13 protein-coding genes and 1 other annotated feature are annotated in these 16,936 nt (G+C 34.8%); of the genes, 2 read left to right on the top strand and 11 right to left on the bottom strand.

Annotated features, from left to right (window positions below; translation table 11 throughout):
- Positions 1–36: 36 nt before the first annotated feature.
- Positions 37–1,818: an aspartate--tRNA ligase gene (aspS, locus tag AXY_RS05450; protein ID WP_015009792.1), complete on the bottom strand. Its 1,782-nt coding sequence runs from the start codon at positions 1,816–1,818 to the stop codon at positions 37–39.
- Between the two features lie 13 nt (positions 1,819–1,831).
- Positions 1,832–3,112 carry a histidine--tRNA ligase gene (gene hisS / locus AXY_RS05445; protein ID WP_269447586.1) on the bottom strand — a complete coding sequence of 427 codons (1,281 nt, stop codon included), beginning with the start codon at positions 3,110–3,112 and terminating at the stop codon, positions 1,832–1,834.
- Between the two features lie 58 nt (positions 3,113–3,170).
- Positions 3,171–3,391: a binding site (T-box leader), on the bottom strand.
- Between the two features lie 255 nt (positions 3,392–3,646).
- Between hisS and AXY_RS05440 the strand changes: the two genes are divergently transcribed.
- Positions 3,647–4,693 carry an N-acetylmuramoyl-L-alanine amidase gene (locus tag AXY_RS05440; protein WP_015009790.1) on the top strand — a complete coding sequence of 349 codons (1,047 nt, stop codon included), beginning with the start codon at positions 3,647–3,649 and terminating at the stop codon, positions 4,691–4,693.
- A gap of 60 nt (positions 4,694–4,753) precedes the next feature.
- Here the strand turns inward: AXY_RS05440 and phoU are convergent, their stop codons facing one another.
- The 9 genes from phoU to AXY_RS05395 form a co-directional block, all read right to left on the bottom strand.
- Complete coding sequence (gene phoU / locus AXY_RS05435) at positions 4,754–5,413, bottom strand: phosphate signaling complex protein PhoU (protein ID WP_015009789.1); 660 nt, start codon at positions 5,411–5,413, stop codon at positions 4,754–4,756.
- A 16-nt stretch (positions 5,414–5,429) separates the two neighbouring features.
- The gene (pstB, locus tag AXY_RS05430; RefSeq protein WP_015009788.1) at positions 5,430–6,233 is read right to left on the bottom strand and encodes a phosphate ABC transporter ATP-binding protein PstB; all 804 of its coding nucleotides are present in this window, start codon (positions 6,231–6,233) and stop codon (positions 5,430–5,432) included.
- 214 nt (positions 6,234–6,447) lie between these two features.
- Entirely contained in the window at positions 6,448–6,894 is a 447-nt protein-coding gene (dtd, locus tag AXY_RS05425) for a D-aminoacyl-tRNA deacylase (protein ID WP_015009787.1), read from the bottom strand.
- A 15-nt stretch (positions 6,895–6,909) separates the two neighbouring features.
- Entirely contained in the window at positions 6,910–9,099 is a 2,190-nt protein-coding gene (locus tag AXY_RS05420; RefSeq protein ID WP_015009786.1) for a RelA/SpoT family protein, read from the bottom strand.
- Positions 9,100–9,341: 242 nt separating this feature from the next.
- Positions 9,342–9,857, bottom strand: a complete 516-nt coding sequence (locus AXY_RS05415) for an adenine phosphoribosyltransferase (protein ID WP_015009785.1) — start codon at positions 9,855–9,857, stop codon at positions 9,342–9,344.
- The gene (gene recJ, locus AXY_RS05410; protein WP_015009784.1) at positions 9,847–12,165 is read right to left on the bottom strand and encodes a single-stranded-DNA-specific exonuclease RecJ; all 2,319 of its coding nucleotides are present in this window, start codon (positions 12,163–12,165) and stop codon (positions 9,847–9,849) included. The genes AXY_RS05415 and recJ overlap by 11 nt, the downstream gene beginning before the upstream one ends.
- Before the next feature lie 77 nt (positions 12,166–12,242).
- Entirely contained in the window at positions 12,243–12,557 is a 315-nt protein-coding gene (locus AXY_RS05405; RefSeq protein WP_015009783.1) for a LapA family protein, read from the bottom strand.
- An 89-nt stretch (positions 12,558–12,646) separates the two neighbouring features.
- Positions 12,647–14,920: a protein translocase subunit SecD gene (secD, locus tag AXY_RS05400; protein WP_015009782.1), complete on the bottom strand. Its 2,274-nt coding sequence runs from the start codon at positions 14,918–14,920 to the stop codon at positions 12,647–12,649.
- A 75-nt stretch (positions 14,921–14,995) separates the two neighbouring features.
- Positions 14,996–15,280 carry a post-transcriptional regulator gene (locus AXY_RS05395; protein ID WP_015009781.1) on the bottom strand — a complete coding sequence of 95 codons (285 nt, stop codon included), beginning with the start codon at positions 15,278–15,280 and terminating at the stop codon, positions 14,996–14,998.
- 113 nt (positions 15,281–15,393) lie between these two features.
- Here AXY_RS05395 and spoVB point away from each other — a divergent pair, with 113 nt between their 5' ends.
- Complete coding sequence (gene spoVB / locus AXY_RS05390; RefSeq protein WP_015009780.1) at positions 15,394–16,935, top strand: stage V sporulation protein B; 1,542 nt, start codon at positions 15,394–15,396, stop codon at positions 16,933–16,935.
- The last annotated feature ends 1 nt before the right edge of the window (position 16,936 follow it).

Here is a 16,936-nt window from a genome sequence, read left to right as displayed (position 1 = left end):
TTTATGAATCAAGGTTTATGAAAGGGTTTACACCTATTATTCGTGTTTATTTTTTGGTTCTAAAACCGATAAATGTAAATCCGTTAATTGGCTTTGACTTACAGTACTTGGCGCCTCTGTTAGCGGATCTGAAGCAGAAGCTGTCTTAGGAAATAGTATCGTATCACGTAAATTTGTCTTACCAGCTAAGAGCATGACTAAACGATCAAATCCTAAGGCAATTCCACCATGTGGTGGTGTACCATATTCTAACGCTTGTAGTAAAAAGCCAAATTGACTATTTGCTTCTTCCTCTGAAAAACCTAACACCTTGAACATCTTTTCTTGAAGATCTCTCTGATAAATTCTTAAAGATCCTCCACCTAATTCAAATCCATTCAGAACTAAGTCGTAAGCAGATGCTTTAACCTTCTCTGGTTCTGCTAACAGTCTGTCAATATCTTCTGCGACTGGCAAAGTAAATGGATGGTGTGCTGCAACATAACGACCGTTATCTTCGTCATATTCAAGTAGCGGCCAATCTGTTACCCATAGGAAGTTAAACTGTTCTTCATCAATTAAGCCTAAGTCTTTTCCAAGCTTCTGTCTTAATGCACCAAGACTATCATAAACAATTTGTGTTTGGTCAGCGACAAATAATAGTAAGTCATCTGCTGATGCGTTTAGGCGTTCGCTAATTGATGCTTGTGCTTCTTCATTAAAGAACTTAGCAATCGGTCCTGAGAAACCATTTTCATCAACTTTAACCCAAGCTAAGCCTTTAGCGCCATAAATTTTCACAAAATCAGTTAGTTTATCAATGTCTTTTCTTGAGAACGATGCCGCTTCACCTTTCACATTAATTGCACTTACCTTACCGCCATTAATGACAGCATTTGCGAAGACTTTGAAATCTGAGTCCTTCACAAGATCTGATAAATCAACGAGTTCTAAACCGAAGCGCGTATCCGGCTTATCAGATCCATATCGAGACATTGCTTCATCATAAGTCATTCGTGGTAATGGTAATTGAAGCGCGACACCTTTAATTTCTTTCATAACTAACTGCATCATACGTTCTGACATTTCCATAATTTCGTCACTCGTCATAAATGATGTCTCAATGTCAATTTGAGTGAATTCTGGTTGTCTGTCTGCGCGTAAATCTTCATCACGGAAACAACGAGCAAATTGATAATAACGTTCAAATCCAGCCACCATGATTAACTGTTTAAATAGTTGTGGTGATTGTGGTAATGCATAAAAATGCCCCGGATGTACACGACTTGGCACTAAATAATCTCGTGCCCCCTCTGGTGTACTCTTAGTCAGCATTGGCGTTTCCATTTCTAAAAAGCTCTCTTGATTTAAAAATTGACGAATCACTTGAGCAGTTTTGTGACGTAATTTAATCGTTTTTTGCATCGACTCACGTCTTAAATCAATATATCGATATTTTAGACGTGTATCCTCACTAATTTCTTTATCTTCAAACACATTTATTGGTGGTGTTTTTGATGCGTTTAAAATAGAAATTTTATCTGCAGTAACTTCAATCTCGCCTGTTTTCATTTTTTCATTAATCGTTCCTTGAGCACGAGCAACAACTGTACCTTCAACCTGTAAAACATATTCATTTCGTACTGTTTCAGCAATTGCTAGCGCCTCTTCAGATAGAGCAGGATTAAAGACGACTTGAACAATGCCTGATCTGTCTCTTAAATCAATAAAAATTAAGCCACCTAAATCTCGTCGTTTCTGAACCCATCCTTTTAAAGTAACATGCTGATCAATATTTGCTTTTGTTAATGCTCCTGCTAAATGTCGTGTTTCAATCATACGGATTACCCCCTTATATTCGTTCTTTTATATAGTTAATAATTGCGTCAAATGAAACTTGTTCTTGTGTACCATTTGACATATCTTTAATTTCAACAATGCCTTGTTCCAATTCATGATCGCCGATAATGAGAACAAATTTTGCATTTTCTCGGTCAGCTGCTTTAAATTGTGCTTTCATCTTCTTGCCTAAAAAGTCTTTATCTACTTTAATATCAGCCATTCTTAATGATTTCATTATACCACTTGCTTTTAACTCGGCTTCTTCACCAAGTGCAACGATATAACAATCTAATGCATGCTCAACAGGTAATTCAATTCCTTCAGCTGCTAGTGCCATTAATAATCGTTCTACACTTAAAGCAAAACCGATTCCAGGTGTATCAGGTCCATCTAATTCCTCAACAAGACCATTGTATCGGCCACCACCAGATAGTGTTGTAATCGCGCCAAATCCTTCAGCCTCACTCATAATTTCAAATGCTGTATGGTTATAGTAATCTAATCCACGAACTAGATTTGGATCAACAACATATTCAACACCTAGTTCATCTAAATATTTTTTCACTTGTTCAAAATAATCTTTAGAATCTTCTGTTAAATAATCAAGAATCTTAGGTGCTGTCTTCATTGACTCATGATTACGATCCTTTTTACAGTCAAGCACGCGTAATGGATTTTTCTCTAGACGAACTTGGCAATCTGAACACAATTCTTCTTTAACCGGTGTAAAGTGGTTAATCAGTGCCTCACGATGTGCTTCTCTACTTTGTTGATCACCTAACGTATTTAAAACAAGTCGCAGTGATTTTAACCCAACACTTTGATACAGCGTCATCGCAAAGTCAATGACCTCCGCATCAATAGCTGGATCAGCACTACCTAATGCTTCAACGCCAAACTGCACAAACTGACGCATTCTTCCTGCTTGTGGACGTTCATAACGGAACATCGGTCCATGGTAGAACAATTTTTGTGGTTGTTTAACATGTCCATGTAATTTGTGCTGAACATATGCACGTGCAACAGAGGCTGTTCCTTCCGGTCTTAAAGTTAGTTGTCGATCCCCACGGTCAGTAAAAGTGTACATTTCCTTCTGAACGATGTCTGTCGTATCCCCGACGCCACGTTGAAAGACCTCTGTATGTTCAAAGATAGGTGTGCGAATTTCTTGGTAATTGTAAAGCGAACAAAGTTCAATAAATTTTCGTTCAAGGTACTGCCATTTCTCTGATTCCCCAGGTAAAATATCCTGAGTACCTCTAGGTAAATTAATCATAATCATTTCCTCCATTTTTCATCAATTAAATTTACATATAAAAAAATTGACAACAAAAAATACGCCTCCCAAAATAAGGGACGAGCGTATACCCGTGTTGCCACCCTAGTTGAATTAATTAGTTGATTAATCCCACTTAAACAATTAACGCTTGTAAACGGCTTTGCTTACTTATGTTCAACAAAGCATCTCCAGATCGTCTTTCATTAAAACGCCTGATAGAGATCCTCTCAGCTAATAGATCTCCTCTCTTAATCCGCATATTTTAACTACTTTTTCCTTCATTGATTTTAATAACCCTAAATTATTTGAATTGTTTATAATATTACTGTTTACAGCTAATAATGTCAAGTTGAAACTAAAGATCTTAAGCTTTTCTCTTTTTAACTTTAAAATTAGTGATTATTTGTGGTACGATGAAATTAATTCGACATACTAAAAAAATATCAAGTTTTGAAAGGAGACATGGTCAAATTAATTATTCATTGACCTATACATAATATGAAAAGAGTCTTTAAAGTTTTAAGTTTCACATTCATCATTATATCCATGCTTACTTTATCTCAGTCTATTAGCTTTGCAAAAGTAGTTTCTATCGATGTTGACGAGTTGCGAGTTAGAACTGGTCCTAGTACAGCTCATGAACTAATTGGACACGTCAATCAAGGTGAGCAATATACTTTTCTGGATGAAACAGATGAGTGGGTAGCAATTGATTATAATGGAGGAACAGGATGGGTAAGTCGAGATTATGTGACGATTACTGACGACCAAACCGTCACAATTCCCTCCAATTCTGATACTACATCAGACGACACTAACAACCAAAATAACATCTCATCTACATTCGATTTCAAAATTCCTGTTGATAAGCTTCATTTAAGAGAAGCGGCAACAACTGAATCAGAGATTTTATCAATTTTAACAAAGGGCGATAGCGTTGTAGTACTTGAACAATCAAATGACTGGGTTAAAGTCAATTTTCAAGATACTGAAGGCTACATCCCTTCTTGGATACTTAACGAACAAATAAAAATTAATTTAAACCAAACACCATTAAGAAATAAAGTAATAGTAATTGATCCTGGTCATGGTGGCTATGATGTTGGAGCGATTAGTGTTCATAATAACTACGAGAAGAATTTCGCATTAAATACAGCAAAACATTTGCAAGATCAACTAGAATTGCTAGGTGCAAAAGTTCATCTTACAAGAAGTGATGACTACTATTATGCGCTTACACCAAGAGCAATCTTAGCAAATTATCACGGTGCTGATGTTTTTCTAAGTATTCATTACAATAGTGAGCCACAATATCCATCAGCAAACGGCATAAATACTTACTATCGAAAATCAGCCGATTTAGCACTAGCAGAGTTTGTTCATCAAGGTATACTTGAAACAACAAAGGCAAATGATCGAGGTGTTTTAACAGGCGATTATCTTGTTCTGCGCAATTCAAAACGACCGAGTCTTCTTTTAGAACTTGGCTTTCTTTCAAATGAATCTGAAGAAATGTTGATTCAATCACCTGGTTATCAAGATGATATTAGCCGCGGTATTATTATCGGGTTGGAAAATTACTTTTACAATTAATAATAAATTAAAATGGTCTCACCCTAAATTAATCGGGCGAGACCATTTTAATTATAGTGCTCATTCATTGAGATCTAATATTTCACCTTTAACCAAATATAGAATACTTTCAGCAATATTTGTTAAGTGATCACCAAAGCGCTCGATGTAACGAGCTGTATAGGCGATATGCATAACGTGTTGAACTTTTTGCGGGTTGTTTGCTGAAAAATCTAACATTCGTTCTAAAACTTGATCAAACATATCGTCTATCGAATCATCTAATTCAGATAATTGCTTCGCTAATTTATAGTCTTCTTCTTTGTAACCTTTAATTGCCAAGTCTAACATTTCATATGCTACTTCGCACATATCTTTTAATGCTAAATCAATTTCAATATCATGATTTTCACCTAGAGCTAATGTAGAACGGGCAATGTTTCTAGCATTGTCTGCCATTCTCTCCAAATCTGTAGCAATTCGAATGGCTACGATTAACTTTCTTAAATCAGAAGCTACTGGTTGTTGTTTTGCTATTAATAAAATGGCTGAATCGTTAATATCCAAATCTAACTGGTCAATTTCAGCATCTGCTTCAATAACATCTTTAGCTAGTTCTAAATCTGATTCATAAATAGATTTTACCGCTCTTTCAAGCTGGTTACGTGCCGCTTTTGCCATTTCAACAATCTTTTGTTGTAAAGTTTCTAGTTCAAGATCAAACTGTCGTCTAATTGCCATTTTATTTTCCTCCTAATTAACCGAATCGACCGGTAATATAATCTTCAGTTCTTTGATCACTTGGTGTAGAAAATAATGTATTAGTTTCATCATACTCAATTAATTCACCATTCAACATAAATGCTGTACGGTCCGAAATTCGTGCTGCTTGTTGCATATTATGAGTAACAATTACAATTGAATAGTTTTCTTTTAATTCGTTAATTAATTCCTCAACTTTAATAGTTGATTTAGGATCTAACGCAGATGTTGGCTCATCCATTAAGATTACATCTGGTTCAATGGCTAATGCACGCGCAATACAAAGTCGTTGTTGTTGTCCTCCTGAAAGCCCAAGCGCAGAGTCTTTTAAGCGATCTTTTACTTCATCCCAGATTGCTGCACCTTTTAAACTACGTTCAACAATTTCATCCAGCTGTTTCTTATCTTTTAATCCGTGGATTTTCGGACCGTAAGCGACGTTGTCATAGATTGACTTAGGAAAAGGTGTTGGTTTTTGGAAAACCATTCCTACTTTAGTTCGCAATTGTTCAACTTGAAAGTCCTTACCTAAGATTGAACGTCCACGATACTCTACTTTACCTGAAATACGAACAGATGGAACGAGTTCAACCATCCTGTTTAGAGTTTTTAATAATGTTGATTTCCCACAACCAGAAGGTCCAATTATTGCAGTCACTTCTTTTTCATAAATTGGTAAGTTTACATTTTTTAATGCTTTAGTTTCATGGTACCATAAATTTAAATCAATTGTTTCATATACCTTTGGCTTTGTTACTTGTCTATCAGTACGACTTGTCATTGCTGTACTATATCGCATGACTCCACTCCCTTTTATAACTATATGAATACATATACACTCTCTTTAGAAGAAGTACTCATATTATTTAAAGTCTCAATACTTCTATTGTATTTATTATAGCGTTGGAGTATAAATTCATTATTAAGTATCTGTTAACTTTTTGTAAAGTTCATATCAATAAACTTTCGCAAATTAAAAAAGATAGGCATGACTTAATCATACCTATCTACATTTAACGTTGTTCACTATCAATAATAATTGTTACAGGACCTTGATTTATCAACGACACATCCATCATTGCACCGAATTCTCCTGTTTCTAATTTAACACCATACGATTCAATCTGTTGATTGAAATATTCATATAATTGATTAGCCTGTTCAGGTCTAGCAGCATCTGTAAAGCTTGGACGGCGGCCCTTTCTCGTATCACTATATAGCGTGAATTGCGAGATAGAAAGAACTGATCCTTGAACATCTAACAAGGATAGATTCATCTTCTCTGCTTCGTCTTCAAAAATTCGCAAATGGCAAATTTTCTTAGCTAAATACTCAGCATCTTCTTCAGTGTCATTATGCGTGACACCTAACAATACGACAAACCCATGATCAATTTGCCCAACGATCTTATTCTCTACTTTTACACTTGCTTGACTTACTTTTTGAATAACAGCTCGCATCTTATAAATCTCCTTTTATTGAACAACACGTTTAACAGTATACACATCTTTAATTTGCTTAATTTGATCAACTGCTTTTTTCAAGTGATTAATATTGTTAATCAGGATTGATAAGTGTATCATCGCGATCTTGTTTCGATCTGTTTTACCATTAACACCAACAATATTAGCACCTAATTCATTAACAGTTTGTAAAATATCATTTAACAATCCACGTCTATCGTAAGCTGAAATCTCTAAGTCTACCTGGTATTGCTTTGTCTCACTATTACCAGCTTCCCAAGTAACTTGTAGTAATCGATCTTTAATGTCATCATCATTTAAATTTGGACAGTTTTTTCTGTGAACTGACACACCACGTCCCTTAGTAATGTAGCCGATTATTTCATCACCAGGTACAGGGTTACAGCACTTAGCTAAGCGAACAAGTAAATTATCGACGCCTTCTACAACTACACCTGTTTCTTTCCTACGGTGTGGCTTTGATAGAGGCTTTTTCTGAACTTGATCTAACGTTGAGCTTAAATCTTTCTTTTGCTCTCGTAATTTATCTGTTAACCGAGTGGCAATTTGAGAGGCTGTAATACCTTGATAGCCAACAGCTGCCCACATATCATCGATACTAATAAAGTTAAATCGATCAGCTACGCGTTGTAGATTTTCCTCTTTTAAAACTTCTTTCAAGTCATAGCCTAAATTTCGTAATTCTTTTTCAATTAGTTCTTTACCCTTAATCACATTTTCTTCTCGTTGTTGCTTCTTGAAAAATTGCTTAATTTTATTGCGCGCTTGAGAAGTTTGTGTCATATTCAGCCAATCTCGAGATGGACCATATGAATGTTGCGATGTTAATACCTCAACGATATCACCATTTTTCAATTGATAATCTAACGGCTCCATCTTTCCATTTACTCGGGTTCCAATCGTATGATTACCAATTTCAGTGTGAATTTTGTAAGCGAAGTCAATTGGAATTGAGCCTTTAGGTAATTCAATAACATCTCCCTTAGGCGTAAACACATAGACCATATCAGCGAATAATTCAACTTTAAGTGACTCCATAAATTCTTCTGCATCATTCGTTTCACTTTGCGATTCAAGGATTTCTCTAAACCAAGCAAGCTTTTCTTCTGGATTGCCTTTACCTGGCTTAACAGATTTACCTTCTTTATACGCCCAGTGAGCTGCAATTCCGTATTCAGCAATTTCGTGCATTTCTTTCGTTCGAATTTGAACTTCTAAAGGTGCACCTTTTGGTCCAATTACGGTTGTATGAAGTGATTGATACAGGTTAGGTTTCGGCATCGCAATATAATCTTTAAAACGGCCAGGCATTGGTTTCCAACACGTATGAATAATACCAAGCACTGCGTAACAGTCTTTAATACTATTAACAATAATTCTTACTGCTAATAAATCATAAATTTCATCAAATTGTTTATTTTGTAACATCATTTTTCGATAAATACTATAAATGTGTTTTGGTCTTCCTGAGAATTCAGCTCTTATATTAACTTGTTCTAGTTGCTTTTGAACTTCAATCATAACCTCTTCAATATAATTCTCACGTTCTTCACGTTTTTGTTTCATCAGGTTAACAATCCGATAATACTGCTGTGGATTTAAATACCTTAAAGCAACATCTTCTAATTCCCATTTGATTGCGGAGATACCTAAACGATGAGCAAGTGGTGCAAATATTTCTAACGTCTCATTTGCAATCCTTCTCTGTTTTTCTGGTGGTAAATATTTAAGCGTGCGCATGTTATGAACACGATCTGCTAACTTAATCAAAATGACCCGTATATCTTTAGACATTGCAATAAACATTTTTCGGTGATTTTCAGCTTGCTGTGCTTCTTGTGACTTATACTGAATTTTCCCTAACTTCGTGACACCGTCAACAAGCATTGCAATCTCTTCATTAAATGCTTCTTCAATATCTTTTAATGTCTTATCTGTATCTTCAACAACATCATGTAAAAAACCACCTGCAATTGTTTCAGCATCTAAGCCTAACTTAGCTAAAATGCTTGCAACTTGAACAGGGTGAATAATATACGGTTCACCAGAACGTCTATATTGATTTTCATGAGCTTTATATGCATACTCAAAAGCACGACGTATCAGTTTAATATCGTCGTCCGAGAGATATGATGCAATCTCGATAACATCCTCCAGTGTCAATATCTTTTCTCTTGACATTTTTAAATCACCCTAATTCTTGTATTAATAAGTTGCATTATTTAAAAAATCAGACAATCAATTTACGATTGTTTTACATATTATTCTTATAAAAAGTATGAGTTCTTTATATTTTAGCTCAATTTAGAAAAACATTTCAAGATTATATTAATTAATAATATATTAGATTAAATAAATGATAAGAGCAACTATAACTAATATAAAAGGAAAGCGCACCTATTCAAGGTACGCCAAAATGTCTCTTAATTGTATTCCATTAATGTTAAAACATCATAACCTTCAAGCTTATCTCGTCCATTTAGATATGATAATTCAATTAAAAATGCACAACCAACTACAACCCCGCCTAGTTCTTCTACAAGCTTGATTGTTGCTTCAATCGTTCCACCAGTAGCTAACAAGTCATCTGTGATTAAAACACGTTGTCCTGGTTTGATTGCATCTTTATGAATGGTTAACACATCTTTACCGTACTCTAAACCATAATCTACCTTAATGACTTCACGTGGTAATTTACCTTCTTTACGAACAGGCGCAAAACCAATTTCCAATGCATATGCAACTGGACAACCTACGATAAATCCTCTAGCTTCTGGGCCGACAATAATGTCAACTTGTCTATCTTTAGCATATTGGACGATTTCATCTACAGCTGATTTATAAGCTACACCATTATCCATTAACGTAGTAATGTCTTTAAATTGAACGCCTTCTTTTGGCCAGTCTTCGACCAATGTAATAAATTGTTTATAATCCATTAACTTCTTCCTCCTTGACTCTATCTTCAACTTGACTTATGAACCATGACTTCAATTGTTGATAGTTTGAATAATAGAGTACTTCCTGTAATTCTTTTTGTTTTAATCCTTGTTGATAATATGTTGAATCAGTTAACTGACGTTTTTCTACCGAATCATTTAATGAAACAACTTCATTATCTATTTTAACAAACTTTAGTTCATAAAACACATTTATGATAAATTCAATCTTTTCTACTCGCCAACCAGTATGGCCAGCCACTTGTTTCTGTTCCAATTTATGATTATACGCTTTACGTTTTATTAAGAAACCGTAAAACCATTTAAAATCATCTCGCGTTGGAAAAGCAGTCCAATCTTTCTGCCCTGCTAAATTATAGCATGCATACAGATTTTTTGGTTTGATTTTTGATAATAATTGTGATAATTGCTTTAAATCTTTTGGTAAATCAAGTAAAACTAAATCTGTTACCTCAGGAATTTGATTCTGATCTAATTGATCAAACTGAGTTATTTCTAATTCAGATTCAATCGGATGATTTTGAAACTGGAGACACAGATATTCTTGGTCAAATAAATGTTGAATTTGATTATGCCAAAATTTAGAGCCTCGATAATCAAAAAGCTGATAGCCTTGAACCTGAAAATCTTTGACGAGCAATTGTAATGAACGCGTGCCATTCCACTCATTGATTTGTAATTCACCAACAACTTCTAATTGATCATGTGGTGAAATGCGTGAAGAGTAGTCACCGTAACCAAAAGCAATTGCTGATAATTTTTGATCGTCTTGCGCCAATGTAAATTTTAAGTGATTGTTTTTCGCACCTATTTGTTTCAGTTCTTGCGGATGGCCTTTCAAGTAGAAATAAGGCCTAGGGTTCCCCATTCCAAAAGGAGCTAATTGATTAATCTCATTTACAGTACTTAACGTTAATTGATCAATATCAAGACTTAGCTCTATATTCAATTGCTCTTTAAAATCTTCTGGTGCTAACTGATTGGCCGCATCATTATTTAATAGTGTGCGTAATTCATCAACTTTATCCAGTTCAATTGTTAATCCAATCGCTTGAGCATGACCACCAAACCGTATAAATTGATCTTGTATTTTCATCCCACTATCAAATAGATCAAATGCAGCAATACTACGACCAGAACCCTTTGCAATCTGATCTTCAGGTTTTAGCGCTAAACAAATAGCTGGTCGTTGATAGATCCGAACCAATCTCGATGCTACTATACCTAGAACGCCTTCATTCCAGCCTTCCTTAGCAACAATAATTACAGAATGATTAATATCTTGCGTTTGATTTACCATTTCTATTGCTTCATCAACAATTTCACTTACTATTTCTTGGCGTTCTTGGTTAATTAAATTAATCTCCGTAGCCAAAGCTTGTGCTTCTTCTGGGTCACGGGTAAGTAATAATTGAACAGCAGGATAGGCCGTTTCCAATCGACCGGCTGCATTTAATCGTGGTCCAATACCGAAGCCAATATCTTGCTCGTCTACTTCACCTTTTATTGAAGCCACTTCTTTTAAGGCTCGCAAACCAGGACGATCTGTGTTTGTTAAGGAATCCAAACCATACTTTGTTAAAATTCGGTTCTCACTAAGTAAAGGAACAAGATCGGCTATTGTTCCAATGGCAACCAAATCAAGAAATTGAGTTGGAAAATAACCTAACAGATACTCCGCTAATTTAAACGCGACGCCTACACCAGCTAAATCTTTGAAAGGATAGTTTTCAGATAGCTTTGGGTGAATAATAGCATACGCAGTAGGTAATTCTTCTTGAATTTCATGGTGGTCTGTAATAATAAGATCTAATCCAATTTCTTTTGCAGTATCAGCCGCTTCGAACGCAGCAATTCCAGTATCAACTGTAATAACTAAACTAAACCCTTGATTTTTGGCTTGTCTAAATGCTTCTGGATTAGGACCATAGCCTTCTGTAAAACGATTAGGAATATAGTAGTCACACATTGCGCCAAGCTCATTTAATGTTTCTACTAATATCGTTGTTGCTGTTACACCGTCAGCATCATAATCACCAAAGACTAAAATACTTTCACCTTCATCAATTGCTAGTTCGATTCGTTGTTTACTTTCTACTAGACCATTTAACAAATGCGGTTGATGTAGATCAGTTAATTGGGGATTTAAAAACTGGTTCGTTTCTTTTGTTCCAGTAATTCCACGGTTCTTTAACAATTGTTTTACTATATTAACCTCAGAATCAACTTGATCCTTGCGATCATCTTCCATATATGTAAAATTCCACTTCATTTGACTCGCTAACATAAATTCACCCCTGACCTACCTATTATACTAAAGTAAGTCGAGGGGTTCAATGATCTTATAAATTCCATCCTTTAAGGTTATTCCTCAATCAATTCAATCTCATCGATTTCATCAGCTTCAATATGTGATTGAAATACTTGATTCGTCTTTAAATTTCTATTTTCTTTTTCTAATAATCTCATATGCTTGCGTAACTTAATCAAGTGATAAATACTAAATCCTCCAGTCATTAAACTGCCGAATAATGCTGAACTTAAAATAACGATAATGAGTGGTGAATCAGTTGTGACAAATAAATAATTTACTGATACAGGTTCAACGTTAATCACCGCAAAAACGGCAATAAGTAAAGCAAAAACAAGAGCTGAAATAATGTAAACCTGGCTTTTCATACTGCACACCTCTTACAATTTTATCAATTAAATCAAATTAAAATCTGATATAGATATCTATTCCACCAAATCGTCATGTTTAAACAAAATTAAACTTGAGGTCCAGTCATTCGTTTTTTCTCCTCGAATACGATTGGTTTTTCCTTAATTGACTTACCACGCCACGCTGCCCAAATTGGACCTACGATTAGCATTGAAGAGAACATACCCGCAATTAATCCAACAAGTAATGCAATTGTGAAGTTAGTAATTGCACTTGCACCTAAGAACAAAATACTAACTACTGTGAAAATAATTGTTAAGCTAGTATTTAGGCTTCTAAAGAATGTTTGACTTAAGCTTTTATTAACAACATTTCTTAACTGTTCATATGAGCGTATTCTCTTCTCAGCCTTCATATTTTCCCTGATTCGGTCAAAGTTAACAATTGTTGCATTTATCGAGTAACCGATTATTGTTAAAATAGCTGCAATGATCGTTTCATCAAATTCAATTTGAAATATACTAAAAACTAAAATCATTATAACAACGTCAAAAACTAATGCCGAAACAGCAACTACAGCTGAATAAAATTCAAAGCGAATCGCGATATAAATGATTATAAATATTGATGCGATCATAAGTGACATTAGTGCATTTCGAACAAGTTCTCGACCTACAACTGGTGAGACTGTACTAGCATTTATCTCAGCGTCATAACCTGAATCAAAATGTTCTCTTACTTCTGCCACTGTTTCCTGATCAAGTGGCTCACTGAAACGAATAACTGCGATTTCGTTATCATTTCCTGAATATGATAGTGAATGGTATTCCAATTCTAATTGGCTAAATTCTTCACTTATCACTTCTTCAGTTAAAAACTCATCACTAGTAATATCAATTCTAGTTCCTGATGTAAAATCAACACTTAAGTTTAGTCCCATAATTAAGAATGATCCCAATCCCAATACAACTAAACTTAATCCAATTAATAAATACTTCTTCCAATGACCAGCGATATCAAATGTTTTACCAAATAGTTTTGGTTCTACCTCTGAAGTATCACTAATATCTCTAATTGCAGATTTCCTTAATCCGAACCAAGAATAACGATCATTTACTACGCGACTCTTAACCAATAAGTCTAATAAGAATCGTGAGACATAAACTGAAGTAAAGAGACTTAAGACAATACTGACAATCAGTAATGTTGCAAAACCTTTAACAGAACTTGTACCGAATGCAAATAGTACTCCTGCAGCGATCAGCGTTGTCAGGTTTGCATCAATAATCGACGATAGTGAGTTTTTGTTAGCCGATTCAAACGCTGTGACCATGCTTTTACCAAGAATAAGTTCTTCCTTCATTCTTTCATAGGTAATAATATTCGCATCAACAGCCATTCCTACCCCTAATATTAGAGCAGCAATTCCAGGAAGTGTTAAGACACCATTCATCCAACCAAATACCAATATCACCAAATAAACATACAGACTTAAAGTAATCACTGAAATAAAACCTGGTAATCGATAAACAACAATCATAAAGATAAATATTAATAATATACCAATTGCACCAGCAAACACAGTTTCATTTAGAGCATCAATTCCAAATTGTGCACTAACAGAACGAGAATATTCTTCAACTAAGTTAACCGGTAACGAACCTGCATTTAAAATATCAGCTAACTGTTGCGCAGATTGGACGGTAAATCCACCGTCAATTTGCACATTGGTTTCATTAAGAACATTGCGAATCATTGGTGCAGAGATAAATTTCGGGTTAGCTTTCTCTGCTTCTACATAAAAATCATCGCCTTCTTCATAATCAAGCCAGATCACTAATATATTTGGTAAATTAGGATCCTCTAAAATTGTTCTAGTCACTGCCCCAAACTTATTACCATCTTTTAACTGTAAAGAGACAATCGCTTGATTAGTCGTTGGGTCAAAATCTTGTCGTGCTCCACCTTCAACTAAATCTGATCCATCTAAATACTCTTTACCTTCAACATCACGAAATGACAATCTTGCTGATGTAGCTAATAATTCACGGGCTTCTTCTTCATTATCTATCCCAGCCAATTGAACCCGAATTCGGTTAGGTTCTTCAATTGTAAAATTCGGTTCATTCACACCTAATACATCTACACGCTGGCGTAATGATTGTACCGTTGCTTCTAACACAGAGAGATTTATCTCTTGATTTTCATCTGATTCTTCCCCATCATTAATCGGCTCAACCTCGTAGAGTATCTCGACGCCACCTTGTAAATCTAGTCCTAGTTTTAAATCAGCTGCCGCATCAAACATTGTTATGCCGATCACTACTGCTAATGTAATAACGATAATAGCAAAACTAATCAGACGATTTTTCTTAACCATCGCTTTTTCCTCCTAAATAAACCAAAAATACTAAAGTCATTGGCACTAATTTGTATTGGTTTACTGCTAAATAATTTATTCCATATTCGTAACTGCAGCAATTGAAGCCATTAAATCATCTGATTGATACGTTTCCATTGTTATGTATGACATATAGTGATGGCCACTTAAATGAAAAACATCTTCGACGACTTGATGAAGTTTCATTACTTTTTCTTTCCGCCAGACCTTTTTTAATAAACAATTCCAAACAGCTTCAGTTGTGACGTCACCATATCCTAATAGTCGAAATTCGGCTGCTTTACTTTCAATTACCCTATGTATTAGCGGTTTCCAATCCTCAACATGTTTTTCAATCATCTTATGCCCTCCTCTAAGATAAATTAACGAACTTGTCATGCTTGTACAGCTACCGTGCATATAATTCATTGTATATGAATTTTATAACTTTGAGAAGGTAGGATTTTAGAATTATGTCGAAGCAATCTTTTTTAAAAGGAACAGTCATTTTAATTGGCGCGGGCCTAGTCACACGTGTTATTGGCTTCTTTAATCGAATCCTTATGGTGAGATTAATGGGAGAAGAAGGTATTGGTTTATACAATATGGCGATACCAACCTTATTTCTCGTTTTTACGTTATCTCAAATAGGATTACCGACAGCTATTGCAAAACGAGTAGCAGAAGCAAATGTAAAAAATAATCAAAAACAAGTAAAAAGCATCTTAATCACATCACTTATTATAACTAGTCTTTTGAGTTTATTTTTTGTTGCACTTATTCTTTTCACAGCACCATATATCGCTAAGTATTTATTAACTGATACAAGAACAGTTTACCCGTTAATGGCGATGACACCGATGATCCCAATTACCGGTTTGACCTCAGTACTACGAGGCTATTTTCAAGGCTTACAAAATATGAAGCCTCAAAGCTACGCACAAGTGATTGAACAAATCGTGCGTACTGTGACTATCTCTTTTTTCGTTAACCTCTTAATTCCTTATGGTATTGAATTTGCAGTAGTTGGCGCCATGATTTCGGGGATTGTCGGTGAATTAATTTCATTCCTCTATTTATTAAGTTATTTTAAATTTAAGCGAGCAAAAAATTTAAGAAATCAATTTTTAATCTCATTAAAGAGTGGGCAGAAAACGATTCGATCATTATTTTCAATTGCAATCCCAAGTACAGGGAGTCGTTTAATTAGTGCATTATCGAGTTTTTTAGAACCAATTTTAGTGGCTCAAAGTCTTGCCTTTGCTGGTTTTAGTACAACCTTTATTACAAAACAATATGGACTGTTAACTGGATTCGCTATGCCGTTACTATTCTTTCCTACTTTTATTACACACGCTCTAGCGATCGCATTAATTCCTAATATTAGTGAAGCAGATGCAAGAAGTGCTCATGTAACTGTTCATTACCGGATTAACCAAGCCATTCGGATCTCATTCGCATCAGGAGCAATTGCAACTGTCATTCTACTGTTATTTTCCGAACCAATTCTCGAGCTAATGTACGGTAGTAGTCAAGCAAGTCATTTAATAAAATTCCTAGCACCATTTTATTTATTTGTCTATTTACAATTCCCATTGAACTCAGCTTTACAAGCACTTGACTATGCTAAAGTAGCGATGTGGAATACATTAATCTCCACAATTATTAAATATGTTATTTTAGTGCTGTTTACGTCACAAGTTGCATTCGGAATTTTTGGAACTGCGTTAGCATTAGCTGTAACTGCGATATTAACAACATTATTGCATTATGGCAGCTTAAAAAAGTTGATTGGTTATGATTTTGGTTTAGTAAATATGATAAAAATGCTATGTCTAGTTTGCCTAACATATTTTTCTGGCAAAGGACTAATGAGTTTATTGCCAAACTACCAAGTGAATTTTTCAAGTTTATCTCTAATAATCGCTCTATTATGTATGATTTATCTTATTTTTGTATTTGGATTAAAAATCATTACCTTTGAAGAATTAAAACCTTTATTTAAAAAACGCTAAT

It is taken from the genome of Amphibacillus xylanus NBRC 15112 (assembly GCF_000307165.1).
GTDB lineage: Bacteria > Bacillota > Bacilli > Bacillales > Amphibacillaceae > Amphibacillus > Amphibacillus xylanus.
The sequence above is the reverse complement of the archived record's forward strand: the minus strand, read 5'-3'. Positions and strand labels throughout refer to the sequence as shown.